General features: G+C 64.8%; 15 protein-coding genes and 1 pseudogene. 5 read left to right on the top strand and 11 right to left on the bottom strand.

Features of this window, described 5'->3' with window-relative positions:
- From AC1D0P_RS19840 to AC1D0P_RS19815, 6 genes are all read right to left on the bottom strand, one after another.
- Positions 1 to 508 (bottom strand): ABC transporter ATP-binding protein (locus tag AC1D0P_RS19840; protein ID WP_477678327.1); only part of this gene is annotated, 508 nt, incomplete at its 3' end.
- A complete protein-coding gene (locus AC1D0P_RS19835; RefSeq protein WP_477678326.1) occupies positions 505 to 1,521 on the bottom strand; it encodes a branched-chain amino acid ABC transporter permease in 1,017 nt (338 codons plus the stop codon). The genes AC1D0P_RS19835 and AC1D0P_RS19840, both read right to left, overlap by 4 nt.
- A gap of 5 nt (positions 1,522 to 1,526) precedes the next feature.
- Positions 1,527 to 2,393, bottom strand: coding sequence for a branched-chain amino acid ABC transporter permease (locus AC1D0P_RS19830; protein ID WP_477653572.1), 867 nt, complete (start codon positions 2,391 to 2,393; stop codon positions 1,527 to 1,529).
- Positions 2,394 to 2,428: 35 nt separating this feature from the next.
- Positions 2,429 to 3,199 carry an ABC transporter substrate-binding protein gene (locus AC1D0P_RS19825; protein ID WP_477678325.1) on the bottom strand — a complete coding sequence of 257 codons (771 nt, stop codon included), beginning with the start codon at positions 3,197 to 3,199 and terminating at the stop codon, positions 2,429 to 2,431.
- Positions 3,175 to 3,549: an ABC transporter substrate-binding protein gene (locus tag AC1D0P_RS19820; RefSeq protein WP_477678324.1), complete on the bottom strand. Its 375-nt coding sequence runs from the start codon at positions 3,547 to 3,549 to the stop codon at positions 3,175 to 3,177. Before AC1D0P_RS19820 ends, AC1D0P_RS19825 begins: the two co-directional genes overlap by 25 nt.
- A gap of 121 nt (positions 3,550 to 3,670) precedes the next feature.
- Positions 3,671 to 4,621 carry a LysR family transcriptional regulator gene (locus AC1D0P_RS19815; RefSeq protein WP_477678323.1) on the bottom strand — a complete coding sequence of 317 codons (951 nt, stop codon included), beginning with the start codon at positions 4,619 to 4,621 and terminating at the stop codon, positions 3,671 to 3,673.
- A 120-nt stretch (positions 4,622 to 4,741) separates the two neighbouring features.
- On the opposite strand from AC1D0P_RS19815, the gene AC1D0P_RS19810 reads away from it, so the two are divergent.
- From AC1D0P_RS19810 to AC1D0P_RS19800, 3 genes and pseudogenes are all read left to right on the top strand, one after another.
- The gene (locus tag AC1D0P_RS19810) at positions 4,742 to 5,716 is read left to right on the top strand and encodes a TRAP transporter substrate-binding protein (RefSeq protein ID WP_477678322.1); all 975 of its coding nucleotides are present in this window, start codon (positions 4,742 to 4,744) and stop codon (positions 5,714 to 5,716) included.
- A 10-nt stretch (positions 5,717 to 5,726) separates the two neighbouring features.
- The gene (locus tag AC1D0P_RS19805; RefSeq protein ID WP_477678321.1) at positions 5,727 to 6,236 is read left to right on the top strand and encodes a TRAP transporter small permease; all 510 of its coding nucleotides are present in this window, start codon (positions 5,727 to 5,729) and stop codon (positions 6,234 to 6,236) included.
- A gap of 23 nt (positions 6,237 to 6,259) precedes the next feature.
- A pseudogene (locus AC1D0P_RS19800) lies at positions 6,260 to 7,468 on the top strand (TRAP transporter large permease); the annotation flags it as partial.
- A 19-nt stretch (positions 7,469 to 7,487) separates the two neighbouring features.
- Here the strand turns inward: AC1D0P_RS19800 and AC1D0P_RS19795 are convergent.
- Complete coding sequence (locus AC1D0P_RS19795; protein ID WP_477678320.1) at positions 7,488 to 8,201, bottom strand: aspartate/glutamate racemase family protein; 714 nt, start codon at positions 8,199 to 8,201, stop codon at positions 7,488 to 7,490.
- A gap of 53 nt (positions 8,202 to 8,254) precedes the next feature.
- On the opposite strand from AC1D0P_RS19795, the gene crcB reads away from it, so the two are divergent.
- Positions 8,255 to 8,641, top strand: coding sequence for a fluoride efflux transporter CrcB (gene crcB, locus AC1D0P_RS19790; RefSeq protein WP_477678319.1), 387 nt, complete (start codon positions 8,255 to 8,257; stop codon positions 8,639 to 8,641).
- A 90-nt stretch (positions 8,642 to 8,731) separates the two neighbouring features.
- The gene (locus AC1D0P_RS19785) at positions 8,732 to 9,892 is read left to right on the top strand and encodes a helix-turn-helix domain-containing protein (RefSeq protein WP_477678318.1); all 1,161 of its coding nucleotides are present in this window, start codon (positions 8,732 to 8,734) and stop codon (positions 9,890 to 9,892) included.
- Between the two features lie 9 nt (positions 9,893 to 9,901).
- On the opposite strand, the gene AC1D0P_RS19780 is transcribed toward AC1D0P_RS19785, so the two are convergent.
- The 4 genes from AC1D0P_RS19780 to AC1D0P_RS19765 form a co-directional block, all read right to left on the bottom strand.
- Positions 9,902 to 10,390: a copper chaperone PCu(A)C gene (locus tag AC1D0P_RS19780; RefSeq protein ID WP_477678317.1), complete on the bottom strand. Its 489-nt coding sequence runs from the start codon at positions 10,388 to 10,390 to the stop codon at positions 9,902 to 9,904.
- A gap of 60 nt (positions 10,391 to 10,450) precedes the next feature.
- Positions 10,451 to 11,029 (bottom strand): YcnI family copper-binding membrane protein, encoded by a 579-nt coding sequence (locus AC1D0P_RS19775; protein WP_477678316.1) that lies wholly within the window; start codon positions 11,027 to 11,029, stop codon positions 10,451 to 10,453.
- Positions 11,030 to 11,067: 38 nt separating this feature from the next.
- Positions 11,068 to 13,407: a TonB-dependent receptor gene (locus AC1D0P_RS19770; protein ID WP_477678315.1), complete on the bottom strand. Its 2,340-nt coding sequence runs from the start codon at positions 13,405 to 13,407 to the stop codon at positions 11,068 to 11,070.
- Positions 13,408 to 13,485: 78 nt separating this feature from the next.
- On the bottom strand, positions 13,486 to 13,866 hold the full coding sequence (locus AC1D0P_RS19765; protein ID WP_477678314.1) for a DUF2946 family protein: 381 nt from the start codon (positions 13,864 to 13,866) through the stop codon (positions 13,486 to 13,488).
- Between the last annotated feature and the right edge of the window lie 170 nt (positions 13,867 to 14,036).

Below are 14,036 nucleotides of genomic sequence, written 5' to 3'. Positions count from 1 at the left end.
ACAGGTTGAGGCCCGCCATGACTTCATCCATCAGCAGGATGCGAGGCTGTATGGCCAGCGCCCGCGCCACAGCCAGGCGCCGCTGCTCGCTGATGGTCATGCTGGCGGCGGGGCGGTCGGCAAAGCGTTCAAGCCCGGCAAAAGCCAGCCATTCCATGGCCGCCTTGCGGGCCTTGGCCACGTTGTGCTGCAGCAGCATGGCCGCTGTCATCACGTTCTCGCAGGCCGTCATGCTCGAGAAAGTACGCGCGATCTGGAAGGTGCGCGCCACGCCGGCCCGGGCGCAGGCCTCGGGCGGCAGGCCGGCGATGTTGCGCCCGCCCAGCAATATGCTGCCCGCGGTCGGCGCGAAATAGCCCGCCACGCAGTTGAACATCGTGGTCTTGCCCGCGCCGTTGGGGCCTATCAACCCGACGACCTGGCCGGTCTCCACGCTGAAGCTGACGTCCTGGTTGGCCGTCAGCCCGCCGAACTGCTTGCTGACCTGTTTGACTTCCAGCAGCTTCATGAGGCCTCCTTGCCCAGGGTTTGCACCGCGGCCTGCGGCGCGGCCATCTGGCGCCCGGCATGGGCGCGCGCCTCGCGGCGCTCGCGAAAGCTGCGCAGCCAGCCCATCAGACCCGTGGGGTAGAACACCGCGATCACGATGATCAGGCCCGCATAAATGATGACGTCGGTGCCGCGCCCGGTTCCGCCGAAAGCGATGCGCGTGAACTCCTCGATGCTGGTCAGCACCACGGCGCCCACCACCGGCCCGAACAGCGTGCCGACGCCGCCCAGAATGGACACCAGCGCCATCTTGATCGAAAGAGCCGTCGACAGCACCGAGTTCGGGTCGATGTACAGCTCCTTCTGCGCGTACAGGCTGCCGCCCACCGCGGTGAAGAAGGCGCTGACCGACAACGCCACCTGCTTGTAGCGCGCGATGTTGACGCCTATGCTGCGCGCCGCATCGGGCTCGTCCTTGATGGCGCGGAAGTAGTAGCCCAGGTAGCTGCGCTCTATCCACCAGTTGGCGGCCAGCGTGAGGGCCAACAGGCCCAGCGCCAGCCAGTAATACGGCAGCTTGGTGGCGAAGTTCATCCACAGCCAGCCTTGCCGGTCCATGGGCACATAGAGGCCCACCGCGGCGCCGCCGTACTCCCACTCGGTGAAGAATATCTGCACCAGCTCGGCCACCGCGATGGTCGCCATCGCGAAGTAGTGGCCCTTGAGCCGGAAGCAGGACCAACCGAAACCCAGGCTCAGCAGTGCGGCGATAAAGCCGCCGGCCAGCACGCCTATCCAGGGGTTCACGCCGAACTTCACCAGCAGCAAGGTCGAGGCATAAGCGCCCAGGCCGTAAAAAGCCGCATGGCCCAGCGACACCTGGCCGGCGTAGCCGCCCACCATGTTCCAGGCGACGCCCAGTTGCGCCGCCATCAGCACCAGGATGGCCATGTTGAGGTGCGAGGCGTCCGTCACGGCGGGGACGGCCAGGGCAATCGCCAGGGCGGCCAAGGCAAAAATAGAGTGTTTCATAACGCTCACGCCTTGCCCATCAGGCCCTGCGGCCGGAACATCAGCACGCCGAGGAACAGCACCAGCACGATGGCCGTCTTGTACTGCGGCCCGAGCAGCAGGCCGCCCATGACCTCGATCACGCCGACCAGGATGCCGGCCCAGAAAGCGCCCGAGACGCTGCCGAAGCCGCCCAGGTTGACCACCACGAAGGCCAGCAGGATGAAATTGGCACCGACATCCGGAAAGATCGGGAAGAAGGTCGACAGCAGCACCCCGGCCGCGCCGGCGCAGGCCGCGCCTATGCCCCAGGCCAGCGAGAACATCTTGTGCGAATCAATGCCCATGAGGCGCGCGGCTTCCTTGTCGGAGGCGGTGGCTTCCAGGGCCGCGCCCAGCCGGGTCTTGTTCAGGAAAAAGTAGATCAGGCCGGTGACCACGATGGCCCCCACGCCGGCCACCAGCTGCGGCTTGCCCAGCTGTATGCCCAGCAGCTTGACGGTGCCGCTGACGGCCGAGTTCTCGATGGAGCGGAAGTCCGGCTTCCAGAGGAACTGGGCCACGCCGCGCAGCAGGATCATGATGCCGAAGGTGGTAAAGATCTGCGACAGCATGGGTGCGTTGATGATGCGCACGATCACCAGTTTGTAGAGCAGCACGCCGAAGGCGAACAGCATGAGGACCGTCAGCGGCAGCGTGATCATGGGGTCCAGCGCATACAGGGCGAACAGCCAGAAGGCCGAGTACATGCCCAGCATCAAAAACTCCCCGTGCGCGAAGTTCACGATGTCCATGACGCCGAAAATCATGGTCAGGCCGATAGCCACCAGCGCGTAGATCAGCCCGATCAGGATGCCGGAGGCCAGCGTCTGAAGCAATATTTCCGTGGTCATGGTTGTCTCTTGGCTTTTAAGTCAAAGTCCGCGGCTTACTTGCGCTGGTCCCACTTGGGCATAGGCCAGGTCACTTCACGGGACGCCATGTCGAAAGGCCAGACCGTGTTGTACTTGCCGCCCACGATCTGCACCAGGATGCCCTGGCCCAGGGTGTTCTGGCCGGTGGCGTCGAACTTCACGCCTTTCCACGGCATGATCAGCTTGCTGCCAGGCATGTCGGTGGCGGCCAGCGCCTTGCGAATGGCCTCGGGCTCGGTGGAGCCCGCGCGGTTGATGGCGTCCGCCATCACCATCAGGCCGGTGAAGGTGCGCGAGGAATTACCGGTGAAGTTGATCTTGTAACGGCTGTTGAAGAGATCGTTGACCTGCTTGATCAACGGGTTGCGGTTGGCCAGGTCCAGTGCCCAGACTTCACGCGTGATGATGTAGTCGGCGTCCTTGCCCAGCGTCTTGATGAAGTCGGTGTCGGTGAAGCCCGCGTTGTTGGCCAGGATCATGTCCGGCGAGAAACCCAGCTCCTTGTAGGTCTTGATCGACAGGATGGCATCGGCCGTATACGAGGACTGCAGCACCAGGTTGGGGTTGGCGGCCTTGAGCGTCTGCACTTCGGAAGTCAACTGCGTCGTCTTGGCCGGGTACATCACCTGCTTGACCAGGTTCTGCTTGAACTCGGGCGCCAGTTTGGTCTGCAGCTTGGTGGTTTCCGTGCCCCACAAGCCGTTTTCATTGAGGCTGGCGACCACGCCCGCCTTGATGCCTTTTTTGGCTTCGAGTTCTTTCAGGAAATCGAAGGCGTTGTGCACAAACAGGTCGTCGTGCGGCGTGGTGCGGAAGAACCACTTGAAGTTGCGCTGCGTGAGCGAAGCCGACGAGGATTCCGGTGGTCGGCGAAGACCAGCTTGATCTTCGCGCCTTTCAGGTTGGGCAGGCCCTTGCCGGCGGACAGCGGCAGTTCGGACACACCGGGTGCGCCGTTGTTGATGATGTCGGCGGCGAGCTCCAGCGCGCTGCGCAACTCGGCACCCACCGAGGCGCCGGGGCCGGTCAGCGGATACAGCACGCCGATCCTGATCTCCTGCTGCGCATGCGCAAGCAGGCAAAAACCCGCGCCGGCCAGTACCGCGGCCACTCGGGCCCACCATGACTTCTTCATTTCGCACTCCTCGTAAAAACATGACAGTTGGATGACATGTGACGGAGTGTGCGATTTGCAAATGACGAAATCAAACAAGAAATATTTTGCTTACGTCATCGATTTTTTTGATGATCAGGATTTACCCTGATGCACCTTTTTTGGCGGTTTTCAGAGCTTTGGCGGCCGGTTTGCGGGCTGTTTTGGTGCCGCCCTCGCCTTCCCCCGCGAACTCCACGGCCGACCTGACCACCGTTTCCACGGTCGACGAGGTCGGGTCCGTGCGGTAACTGGCATGGATGGGCAAGGCCTTGAGTTTCTTGTCGCAGGTCAGCAATTTGAGACTGGCAAAGCCCGTCAGCCGCTGCACCGCCGCGCGCGGCAGCAAGGCCACGCCGAAGCCGCCCTGCACCAGCTGGACCATGGCCGAGATCGACGAAATCGCGTGCACCTTTTTGGGCTCCATGCGGTTCTGCTTGAAGAGGTCCAGCAGGGTGACGTGCGGCTGCGAGCCCTTCTGGAAGGTCAGCAACTCCATCTCCGCGAGTTCGTCGAGCCGGTAATTTCTTTTTTTGTGCAGTGCCGGATTGCCCACAAACGCCATGTCCATGGGCGGCAGGGCCTGGTTGCGCACGCCGTCGGCCGAGGCCGGCAACACCGCGAACACCAGGTCCAGCGTGCCGCGCTGTACCTGGTCCATCAGGATGGGCGTGGTTTCCACCGTGAGTTCCAGCTCCAGTCCCGGATGGTCGACCCGCAGTTTTTCGAGCCAGGGAATCAGCCAGGAATGCAGCACCGACTCGATCGCCCCTATGCGCATGGACACCGCCATGGGCGCGCCCGAGCCCATCTCCTGCTTGACCTCGCGCTGCAGGTCCAGCAGCTTCTGCGCATAGACCAGGAAGCGCGCGCCCGCCACCGTGAGCTTGAACTGCTTGCCTGCCCGGTCCAGCAGCAGGACGCCCAGTTCGTCTTCGAGCGTGGCGATGCGGCTGGACATGGCCGACTGCGTGAGGAAGAGCTTGTCGGCGGCGCGCGAGATGCTTTTGAGCGAGGCCACCCAGTAAAAAGCTTCGACAAAGCGCAGGTTCATGGCGGGGCCTCAGGGTCGCGAAACGGGTGGGGGCCGGTTTTCGGGGTATGCCCGGTGAACTGGCGCGGGATTTGCGTCTATCCTATTACGACTTATCAATTTCCTGCCCTGGAGCTTTTCATGAAATTCAGAATCACCCTGACGGCCGCCGCCCTCGCCTTCGGCGCCAACGCTTTTGCCCAGACCAAGTGGGACCTTCCCGCCGCCTACCCGGCCAGCAACTTCCACACGGAAAACCTGACGCAATTCGCCGCCGACGTCGACAAGGCCAGCGGCGGCAAGCTCAAGATCACGGTGCATGCCAACGCCTCGCTGTTCAAGGCCAACGAGATCAAGCGCGCGGTGCAGGGCGGCCAGGCCCAGATCGGCGAAATCCTGCTGGTCAACTTCGAGAACGAAAACGCGATATTCGGCGCGGACGGCCTGCCCTTCGTGGCCTCCAGCTATGCCTCGGCGCACAAGCTGGCCGAAGCGCAAAAGCCGGCACTGGAAAAGCTGCTGGGCACGCAAGGCATGAAGCTGCTCTACACGGTGGCCTGGCCGCCCCAGGGCATTTACGTCAACAAGGAAATCACCGCCGTTGCCGACATGAAGGGCCTGAAATGGCGCGCCTACAGCCCAGCCACCAGCAAGATCGCCGAACTGGTGGGCGCACAACCCGTGACGGTGCAGGCGGCGGAACTGAGCCAGGCCATGGCGACGGGCGTCGTCAACAGCTACATGAGCTCCGGATCGACCGGCTACGACACCAAGACCTATGAAAGCATCAAGTACTGGTACGACGTGCAGGCCTGGCTGCCCAAGAATGCCGTCATCGTCAACAAAAAATCCTTTGACGCGCTGGACGCGCCCACCCAGGCCGCCGTCCTGAAGGCTGCCGCGGACGCCGAAACCCGCGGCTGGAAAATCAGTGAGGAGAAAAACGACTTCTACAAAAAAGCGCTGGCCGAAAAAGGCATGAAGATCATGACCCCCTCGCCCAAGCTGGTGGCCGACCTGCGCCAGGTGGGCGGCATCATGAAAGCCGACTGGACCAAGCGCGCCGGCCCCGAGGGTGAAGCGATGCTGTCCGCCTTCGACAAATCCAAACGGTGAAGAAATAAACATGCGCCGCATGCTCGATGCGCTGTACGACGGCGCGGCATGGCTGGGGGCGCTGTTCATGGTCGRCACGCTGCTGTCGGTGCTGGCCGGCGTGCTGGACCGCCAGTTCGCATGGTCCCTGCGCGGGACCGACATGTATGCGGGCTACTGCATGGCCGCCAGCGGCTTCCTCGCGCTGGCCCATACCCTCAAGAAGGGTGAGCACATCCGTGTCACGCTGATCCTCAATGGGCTGAAAGGCTCGGCCCGGCGCGCGCTGGAAATCTGGGCCCTGGCCGCGGCTACCGCGCTTTCCATGCTGTTTGCCTGGTACAGCGTCATGCTGTCGGTCAACTCCTATGCCTTCCACGACATCTCCACCGGAAACGACGCCACGCCACTTTGGATTCCGCAGATCACCATGGGCGTGGGCGCGGTCATCCTGATGATCGCCTTCATCGACGAGCTGGTGCTGGAGATCCGGGGTCGGCGTACCCAGGCAGGCAGCGATGAAGCGCTGCACCACGAATAAATAAAGAAAAACAAAGAACCTTCATGTCCGATCTCGCCATCACCTCGCTGCTGATTCTTTCGCTTTTCCTGATCCTGGGCTCCGGCGTCTGGATTGGCCTCACGCTCTCGGGCGTCGCCTGGATAGGCATGCAGCTGTTCTCTTCACGCGCCGCCGGAGACGCCATGGCAGTCACCATCTGGGGATCCTCCTCCAGCTGGACGCTGACGGCCCTGCCGCTGTTTGTATGGATGGGGGAAATCCTGTTCCGCACCAAGCTCAGCGAAAGCATGTTCAAGGGCCTCGCGCCCTGGGTCAGTCGCTTGCCGGGCGGCCTGCTGCATACCAACGTCATCGGCTGTACCATCTTTGCGGCGGTCTCGGGCTCCTCGGCGGCGACCTGCGCCACCATTGGCAAGATGACGCTGCCGGAGCTGGCCAAACGCGGCTACCCGGAAGACATCACGATAGGCTCGCTCGCGGGCGCCGGCACGCTGGGCCTGCTGATCCCGCCGTCCATCATCATGATCGTCTATGGCGTCAGCGCGGACGTGTCCATCGCCCGGCTGTTCATCGCGGGCGTTTTTCCCGGCCTGCTGCTGGCCTCGCTGTTCTCCGGCTACCTTGTCGTGTGGGCCCTGCTCAACAAAGGCAAGATCCCGCCGCCCGACGCCGCGATGAGCTTCGGTGAAAAAATCTACGAGTCGCGCCACCTGATACCGGTCGTGCTGCTGATCGGTGCCGTGCTGGGCTCCATCTATACCGGCGTGGCCACCGCGACCGAAGCCGCGGCCATCGGCGTCGTCGGCTCCCTCGTGCTGGCCGTGGTGCAGCGGTCCATGAGCTGGAGCACTTTCAAGGAATCCTTGCTGGGCGCGACGCGCCTGTATTGCATGATCGCGCTGATCCTGGCCGGCGCCGCCTTCCTGACGCTGAGCATGGGCTACATCGGCCTGCCCCGCCACTTGGCGGAATTCGTCTCAAGCCTCGGGCTGAGCCCCTTCATGCTCATCATCGTGCTGAGCATCTTCTACGTCGTCCTGGGCTGCTTTCTCGACGGCATTTCGATGGTGGTGCTGACCATGGGCGTCATCCTTCCCACGGTGCAGGCGGCCGGGCTGGACCTGATCTGGTTCGGCATCTTCATCGTCATCGTGGTCGAGATGGCGCAGATCACTCCCCCCGTAGGCTTCAACCTGTTTGTGCTCCAGGGCATGACCAAAAAAGAAATCACCTATATCGCGCGGGTCACCTGCGATAGGCCGTGGCGGCCTATCGCCACGGACGCAACAGCCTCTCGTCATCCGTCAGCGCCCAGGTCTTCAGGCCTGTGGCCGCTTCAATCGCCTGCCGGTAAGGCGGCAGGTTGGTGCATTCCAGCACCACGACCTGCAGCGAAGGCTCGCGCTGCCTGAGCGCCATCGCCGCATCCACCACATCCCGGCGGGCTTTTTCCATATCCAGGCTGTCACGGTTGCCAAGGATGGCCGTCACAAACTCCCCGGTGGGCTCCACGCCCTGAACCACCACATCACCCAGGCGGTCTGACGGCACGCCGGCCGCAAGCAAATGGTCGGGACCCAGCGCGGCCGCGCTGATGGTCAGCACGCCGACCTTGGGCTGCTGCGCCAGCAATCCCGGCAGTTGCAGCAGGCTGGAAGTGATCACGGGCACCCGGGCGGCGGCCTGCAGTTCGGCCTGCAACAGCACCAGGAAGCCGCAGCTCGTGGTGATGGCGCGCGCGCCCTCTGCCTCCAGCGCCTGCACCGCGTGGACAAAGGCCGGCGCCACGCCCGCGGCGCGCAAGCCCTCCGCCGTCTGCACAATCGTGCCGGGCCAGGCGCCCCGCACCACGCGCTGGCGCACCGGCACGCCAAAGGCATCGGGATGGCCCACGTCGCCGGGCGGCCTGGGGAAACGCGTATCGAGCATGACCACGCCCAGGAAGCCGGTCTCGCCGGAGGAGGATGCAGCGGTTAAAGTCATGGCTGCATTGTCCCGCCAAAGCCAGCCCACCTCCTTCACCTCCCACATACGCCATGCTGACTGTCCTTGCCATCTCCATAGGCGCCTCGCTGGGTGCGCTGGCCCGCTGGAGCCTGAGCCTCTGGCTCACGCCCGGCGGCATCATTCCCTGGGGCACGCTGGCCGCCAACCTGATAGGCGGCTACCTGATAGGTGTCTGCATCGCGGCCTTCCAGGCCATGCCGCACCTGGACCCGGTCTGGCGCCTGGCGCTGGTGACCGGCTTCCTGGGCGGGCTGACCACCTTTTCCTCGTTTTCGGCCGAGGTCGTGATCTTCCTGATGGACGCGCGTTACGGCCTGGCGGCCCTCACGGCCACGGTGCACGTGCTGGGTTCGCTGCTGATGACGGTGGCGGGCCTGAAGTCCGCGATGTTCCTGATCGCCGCCAACGCGCGCTGATCTCTCCGTGAACCCCGGCCTTTGCCACAGCGGCGCACTCAAGCAAAACCCCTGGCTACCGCAAGCCGCCGGAATTGGCCACAATCGGCCATGGCTTCCATGACCTCCCTTCATACCGCCCCCGCAATGGGCGGCCAGGACCGGCTGGCGCGCATAGGGCATGCCCGGCAGTCGGTGCTGTATGGCGAAGCCGGGGCGGATGCCACGCCGGCCCTGGAAAGCTGGATAGAGCGCTCCTGGCTGCGCTGCCTCGCCAGCGGCCAGCGCCCTGAGCAAGCCCCCTCCTTCGACATCCTGCCGGCCGCCGAAACGCGGCGCCACCAGGATGCCAACCACCAGCTGGTGCAGGCCGCCAGGCCCGCACTGGAGCGCCTGGGGCGCGCGATTGCCGACACCCGTTACTTCGCCATCCTGACCAACCAGGCCGGCGTGGTGGTCGACGTCAACGGCCCCATAGACCGCGGCGACAGCCGCGCCGACGTGATCACGCGCATAGGCACCGACCTGTCGGAAGCACGCGTGGGCACCACCGCCATAGGCGCGGCACTGACTGAACTGCAGCCGGTGTGGCTGCACCGCGGCGAGCACTTCTTCGACGCGACCTCGGTCTATAGCTGCGCCGGCGCGCCGCTGTTCGGCCCCGACGGGCACTGCGCCGGCATGCTGGACCTGACCGGCATCGAAGCCGCCGAGCGGCCCGAACTCAAGCACCTGGTCACCCAGTCCGCGCGCAGCATCGAGAACGCGCTCACGCTGGGCCGGCCCCATGCCCTGCTGATCCGGCTCAACTGGCCGGGCCGGGTGCTGGGCGACGACACCGACGGCCTGGTCTGCGTGGACGCCGACGGCTGTGTCACCGGCGCCAACCCGGCGGCGCGGCAAATGGTCTCGCGCCTGGGTGCCACGGCTGACGGCATGCCGCACTGCAGTGAGCTGTTTGCCATGCCCTTTGAAATGCTGTTTGACGCGGCGCAGCGCCGCAGCCCCGCGCAAGGCGGCGTGCTGGAGGCGCCGCTGTGGACCGGCCTTCGCCTGCATGCGCTGCCGGTGCTGGCAGGCCGGGAAGCCGCGCCCGCCTCGCTGCAATTGCCGCTTTCGGGCGACTCGGCCCGGCCGCTCAAGGAGCTGGAAACCGCGCTGATCCGCAAAGCCGTCAGCGACGCACGCGGCAATGTGCTGCAGGCCGCCAAGGCGCTGGGCGTAAGCCGGGCCACGGTGTACCGACGGCTGGGCCCGGGCAAGCGCGGCTAGGGCCAGGCCCTAGTGCTTGTGCTCTGCCGCGGCACCGGTTGCGCCCGGTGCCGCGGTGCCCACCGGCAACTTCAGCTCCAGCCGGCTTTCCACGCCCTTGGCGTCCTTGAACAGCAGGGTCACGGGAACCGTGCTGTCCTTGGCCAGCGGCGCTTTCAGGTCCATCAGCATGATGTGGTAGCCGCCGCCCTGCTTGAGCTCCACCTTTTTGCCGGCCGGCAAGTCCAGCGACGGCAGGCCGCGCATTTTCATGACGTCGCCTTCCATCTTCATTTCATGCACTTCGGCCACGCCCGCGACCGGCGACGCCACGCCGACCAGCCGGGTCGCGTCTTTGGCGGTGAGGCTCATGAAAGCACCCGTGCTCTTTTGCCCCTGCACGGTGGCGCGCGCCCAGGCGCCTTCGACCTGGACGGCGGCGGTCTGCGCCATGGCGGCCATGCCGCCCAACAGCAACGAAAACGCGAGTGCGGTTTTTGAAAATTTTGCGGATGTCATGTCAAAGTGTTCCTTCAAACGGTGAACTGGATTTAAAAGAAGAAGGCAGCCCTGGCGCGCTCAGTGGTTGTGCTCACCGCCACCGCCCGCGGCCATCAGCTCCAGCGCAGCGGCGGGGTTTTTCAGCTCCGACGGTTTCTGGCCGGGCTTGGGCACCTCCGCCCAGTCGACCCTGCCTTCTTCACAGACCTGCATGACCGGCCAGTACAGCATGCCGGCCTTGGCGGGAAGCTTGGCCTGCAGCACAAACTCGTCGTACCAGTCGTTCTGCAGGTAGTCGGCCGGCGTCTTGGCCGTCCAGCTGATGCGGGACACTTCCTCGGTGATGGCCTTTCCGTGGTCCTGCCGCGGCTGGGCCAGTTTTTCACGCGTGACTTCGAGCGTCCAGCCGGCTTTGGGCATGGGCTTGGCGCCCTGCACACCCTCGGGAATGGTGACCACGATCTGCTTGACCGGCGAGTTGCCACAACCGTGCCCGACCTTGAAGGTCCCCTTGTAATAGCTGCCGGCATTGGCCACCTGGTATTCCAGCGTGACGTGGGCGGCGGCGGGCAGCGAGGCGGCGAGGAACAGGGCACTTGCCACCCCGAAAGGGCGAGCGGAAGCGGCGATGGTTTTAAGTGTGTTCAGGTAGTTCATGGTTCATCCTTGGTGAGGGTATAAATTCAGGCGGCGGGTCAAAGGCTGAAGTTGAGTTCGGCCATCAAGGTGCGCTGCGGATAAGGGTGGAAATTCCAGTATTGGTAGTTGTTCAGGTTGTCGATGCCGACGGCCGCGCTCCACTGCTTGCCGGCCTGGTAGCGCACGCGCACATCGGTCGTGAAGTACTTGCTGGTGCCCTGATAGGCAAAACCATTGACGTCGCTGTTGTCCAGGCTGGAGTACTGCCGGCCGCTGTAGCGCGCGCCCACCGTGGCTGTCCAGGCCGCGTCGAAGCGGTAGCTGGCCAATGCCGTCGCACGCCACACCGGCACGCGCGGCTGGTATTTGCCCAGCGTATCGCCGGGCACCGCCACAAAGCCGCTGTTGTCCTTGATGCGTGAATCAGCGTACGTCACGCTGCCGCTCAGGTCCAGCCCTTTTTTCAGCACGTCGTTGCCGTTGAAGGCCAGTTCCACGCCCTGGGTCTTGATGCGCCCGACGTTCTGCACGCGGCTGATGTTGCTGTTGGCGACGGGGTCGAAGGTGGTTTGCGAATACAGCGCGTCGCGCGTGTTCTCGGTGAAGAAGGTCAGGCGCAGCAAGGCGTTGCCCAGGTCTTTTTCCGCGGTCAGTTCGGTGGTCCAGGATTTCTCGGGCCGCAAATTCGGGTCGTTGATGTACTGCGAATTGACGCTGGCCGTCGCGCCGTACAGCTCGCCCACCGTCGGGAAACGCACAGCGCGCCCGGCGGAGGCCTTGAGTGTGGTGTCGGCCGACCATTGGTAAGACAGCGCCGCTTTGGGCGATACCGCGCTCTCGCTGCGCGCCGCATAGCCAGTATTGGCCGGGTTGCCCGCGCCAAAGCTGGTGAAGCCGCCGGAGGCCGTCCAGCTCTCGAGCCGCGCGCCCAGCACGGTTTTCCACCTGGGCGCGAAGGCCCAGGCATCCTGTGCATAGACGCTGCGCAAGCGGGTCTTGCCGCCCACGTCGCTGACCACCGCGCCCGGCCCGCTATTGAGCCAGTTGGCCGCATTGGATTTGAGGATGCGCAGCGTGTAGCTGTCCTGCTGGAAACCGAAGTCCACGATGTGCGCGCCCTTGATACCGTCCGGCCGCCAGATGCCCTTGAAGGCCAGCGTGTTCCAGCCCGTGCCACCCTGGTCCTGCAGGGTGCCGGCGCCGCCGTTCAGTGCACCCGGCTGCGCGGTGGTAGCCGCGCGGACCTGGTCCTTCTGGTAGTCGTAAAGGCTGCCCGCCACCTCCCAGTCCCACACGCCTTGCGTATTGGACTTGACCGAGAGGCCATGCATCACGTGGGTCAGCACCTCGTTGCTCACACCGAAATCGCTGGCCGCCAGGGTGTAGCCCCGGCCGTCAATGCTCACATTGCCGCTGTACACCGGCGCACCCGCTGCGTTGCGCAGGTAGCTCTGCGAGCGGTTTTCCGCCGTGTTCTTCCAGTAGCCCAATGTGTAGCTGGCGCGCACCGTCGATGAAAAATCGTAGGCCACCTTGAGCTTGAGGTGCTCCTGCTCGGTCTCATACTGCGTGGCGCCGCCCAGCAACAGCCAGGGCACATTGCGCGTGTTCAGGCCAGGCACCGCGCCGCTCACCACCGTGGCGCCCGGCGCGGGAGCCGTGGTGCTCAGCGTGCGCGTGGCGAAGGTCAGCGGCTGGCCCGCGCTTTCGGTACGGTTGGCATTGATGAACCACGACCAGTCGCCGCTGCGGTTGCCCAGCGAGGCGCTGGCCTGGCTTCCGCTGAAGCTGCTGTTGGTGCCATAAAGCTTGAAGTCCTGCGTGAAACCGCTGAGCTTGGCATGCGCCTCGAACTTCGTCGGCATGCGCGTGACGTAGTCCACCACCGCACCCACCGAGTTGCCCGGATAGGCCGCCGAGAACGGGCCATACAGCACGTCGACCCGCTCGATTTCCTCGGGCGTCACCAGGCCCCAGCGCGGCGCGTAGTTGGTGCCGTTGGCAATCCCGTTGCCCAGGTAGTTGGACAGCAGGATGCCGTCGGCATATACCGCCGAACGCGCGCTGTTGCCGGTGCCCGAGGCTCGGCTGGACAGGATGGCGTGGTTGTAGTCGCCGATGTAGCGCTTGCGCACCAGCAGGCTGGGGAAGTACTTGAGCGCGTCCTCGCTGTCGGTGGCGTTGATGGTTTGCGCGATCTGCTCGCGCGTGATGCCTTCAAGCGTCGTCGGGATCTGCGTGGGCAGGGAGGTCGGCTGGCCGCTGGTGACGGTGACCACGCCCAGGGATTTTGCCGGCGCGTCGGCCTGCGGCGCCTGCGCGAAAGCCGCCAGGGGGAAGGCCAGCGCGGTGGCGCCGCGCCAGGCAAGTGCGCACGGTGTGCGGGAAAGGTTCATGAAAACTCACACTCTGAAATGAACGGACGCGCAGCAGCAAGGCCGCGCGCGGGAATGCCTCAGGCGAGGCGGTTCAAATCAGAGTGCGGGAGGCCCGCGGCTGAAGGGCAGCCCGGGGACAGCGGCGCCGGCACTTGCCGGGACGTCCGCCACGGCAACAAAATCGCCGGAAAAACACGGAGCGGCGGCCACCGGCAAAGGCGGCAGCACCAGGCCCGGCGAAGCGCAGAGGTCGCAGCGCAGGCCCATGGAGCCCGCGTCGCCGCCGGCGGCATCACCGCTCGCATTGGATGAAACGGTGTTAATGCTGCAGATGCCGCCCAGCTTGCCGGTCTGCACGTCCTGGGCCAGCATGGACACCGGTGCCCACAGCGCCGACAACACCGCCAGGAAGGCCAGCCAGGTGGCTAGGCGTTCCCATACTGGGAGGGGTTGGCGGGGGGCTGGGTGGTAGGGCACGGGGGGATTATAAGTTGCCGGTTCTTGCGCCGGCTTGCGCGCCCCTGCCCTCTGCTAAGTCCTGCTGGCCGGGAGTCGCCCGGCATGCGACTCACTTTTTTTGCTTCGCCAAAAAAAGTAAGCAAAAAAAGGCGACCCGCAGTCTGGGTCCCACCCGCAGTCTGGGTCCC

This window comes from Polaromonas sp. P1_G2, from assembly GCF_056405515.1.
The sequence above is the reverse complement of the archived record's forward strand: the minus strand, read 5'-3'. Positions and strand labels throughout refer to the sequence as shown.

Coding starts and splice junctions, on each gene's coding strand:
- AC1D0P_RS19820 (WP_477678324.1), bottom strand. CDS start 3,549: ATGAAGAAGTCATGGTGGGCCCGAGTGGCCGCGGTACTGGCCGGCGCG.
- AC1D0P_RS19810 (WP_477678322.1), top strand. CDS start 4,742: ATGAAATTCAGAATCACCCTGACGGCCGCCGCCCTCGCCTTCGGCGCC.
- AC1D0P_RS19780 (WP_477678317.1), bottom strand. CDS start 10,390: ATGACATCCGCAAAATTTTCAAAAACCGCACTCGCGTTTTCGTTGCTG.
- AC1D0P_RS19770 (WP_477678315.1), bottom strand. CDS start 13,407: ATGAACCTTTCCCGCACACCGTGCGCACTTGCCTGGCGCGGCGCCACC.
- AC1D0P_RS19775 (WP_477678316.1), bottom strand. CDS start 11,029: ATGAACTACCTGAACACACTTAAAACCATCGCCGCTTCCGCTCGCCCT.
- AC1D0P_RS19785 (WP_477678318.1), top strand. CDS start 8,732: ATGGCTTCCATGACCTCCCTTCATACCGCCCCCGCAATGGGCGGCCAG.
- crcB (WP_477678319.1), top strand. CDS start 8,255: ATGCTGACTGTCCTTGCCATCTCCATAGGCGCCTCGCTGGGTGCGCTG.
- AC1D0P_RS19830 (WP_477653572.1), bottom strand. CDS start 2,393: ATGACCACGGAAATATTGCTTCAGACGCTGGCCTCCGGCATCCTGATC.
- AC1D0P_RS19815 (WP_477678323.1), bottom strand. CDS start 4,621: ATGAACCTGCGCTTTGTCGAAGCTTTTTACTGGGTGGCCTCGCTCAAA.
- AC1D0P_RS19835 (WP_477678326.1), bottom strand. CDS start 1,521: ATGAAACACTCTATTTTTGCCTTGGCCGCCCTGGCGATTGCCCTGGCC.
- AC1D0P_RS19795 (WP_477678320.1), bottom strand. CDS start 8,201: ATGACTTTAACCGCTGCATCCTCCTCCGGCGAGACCGGCTTCCTGGGC.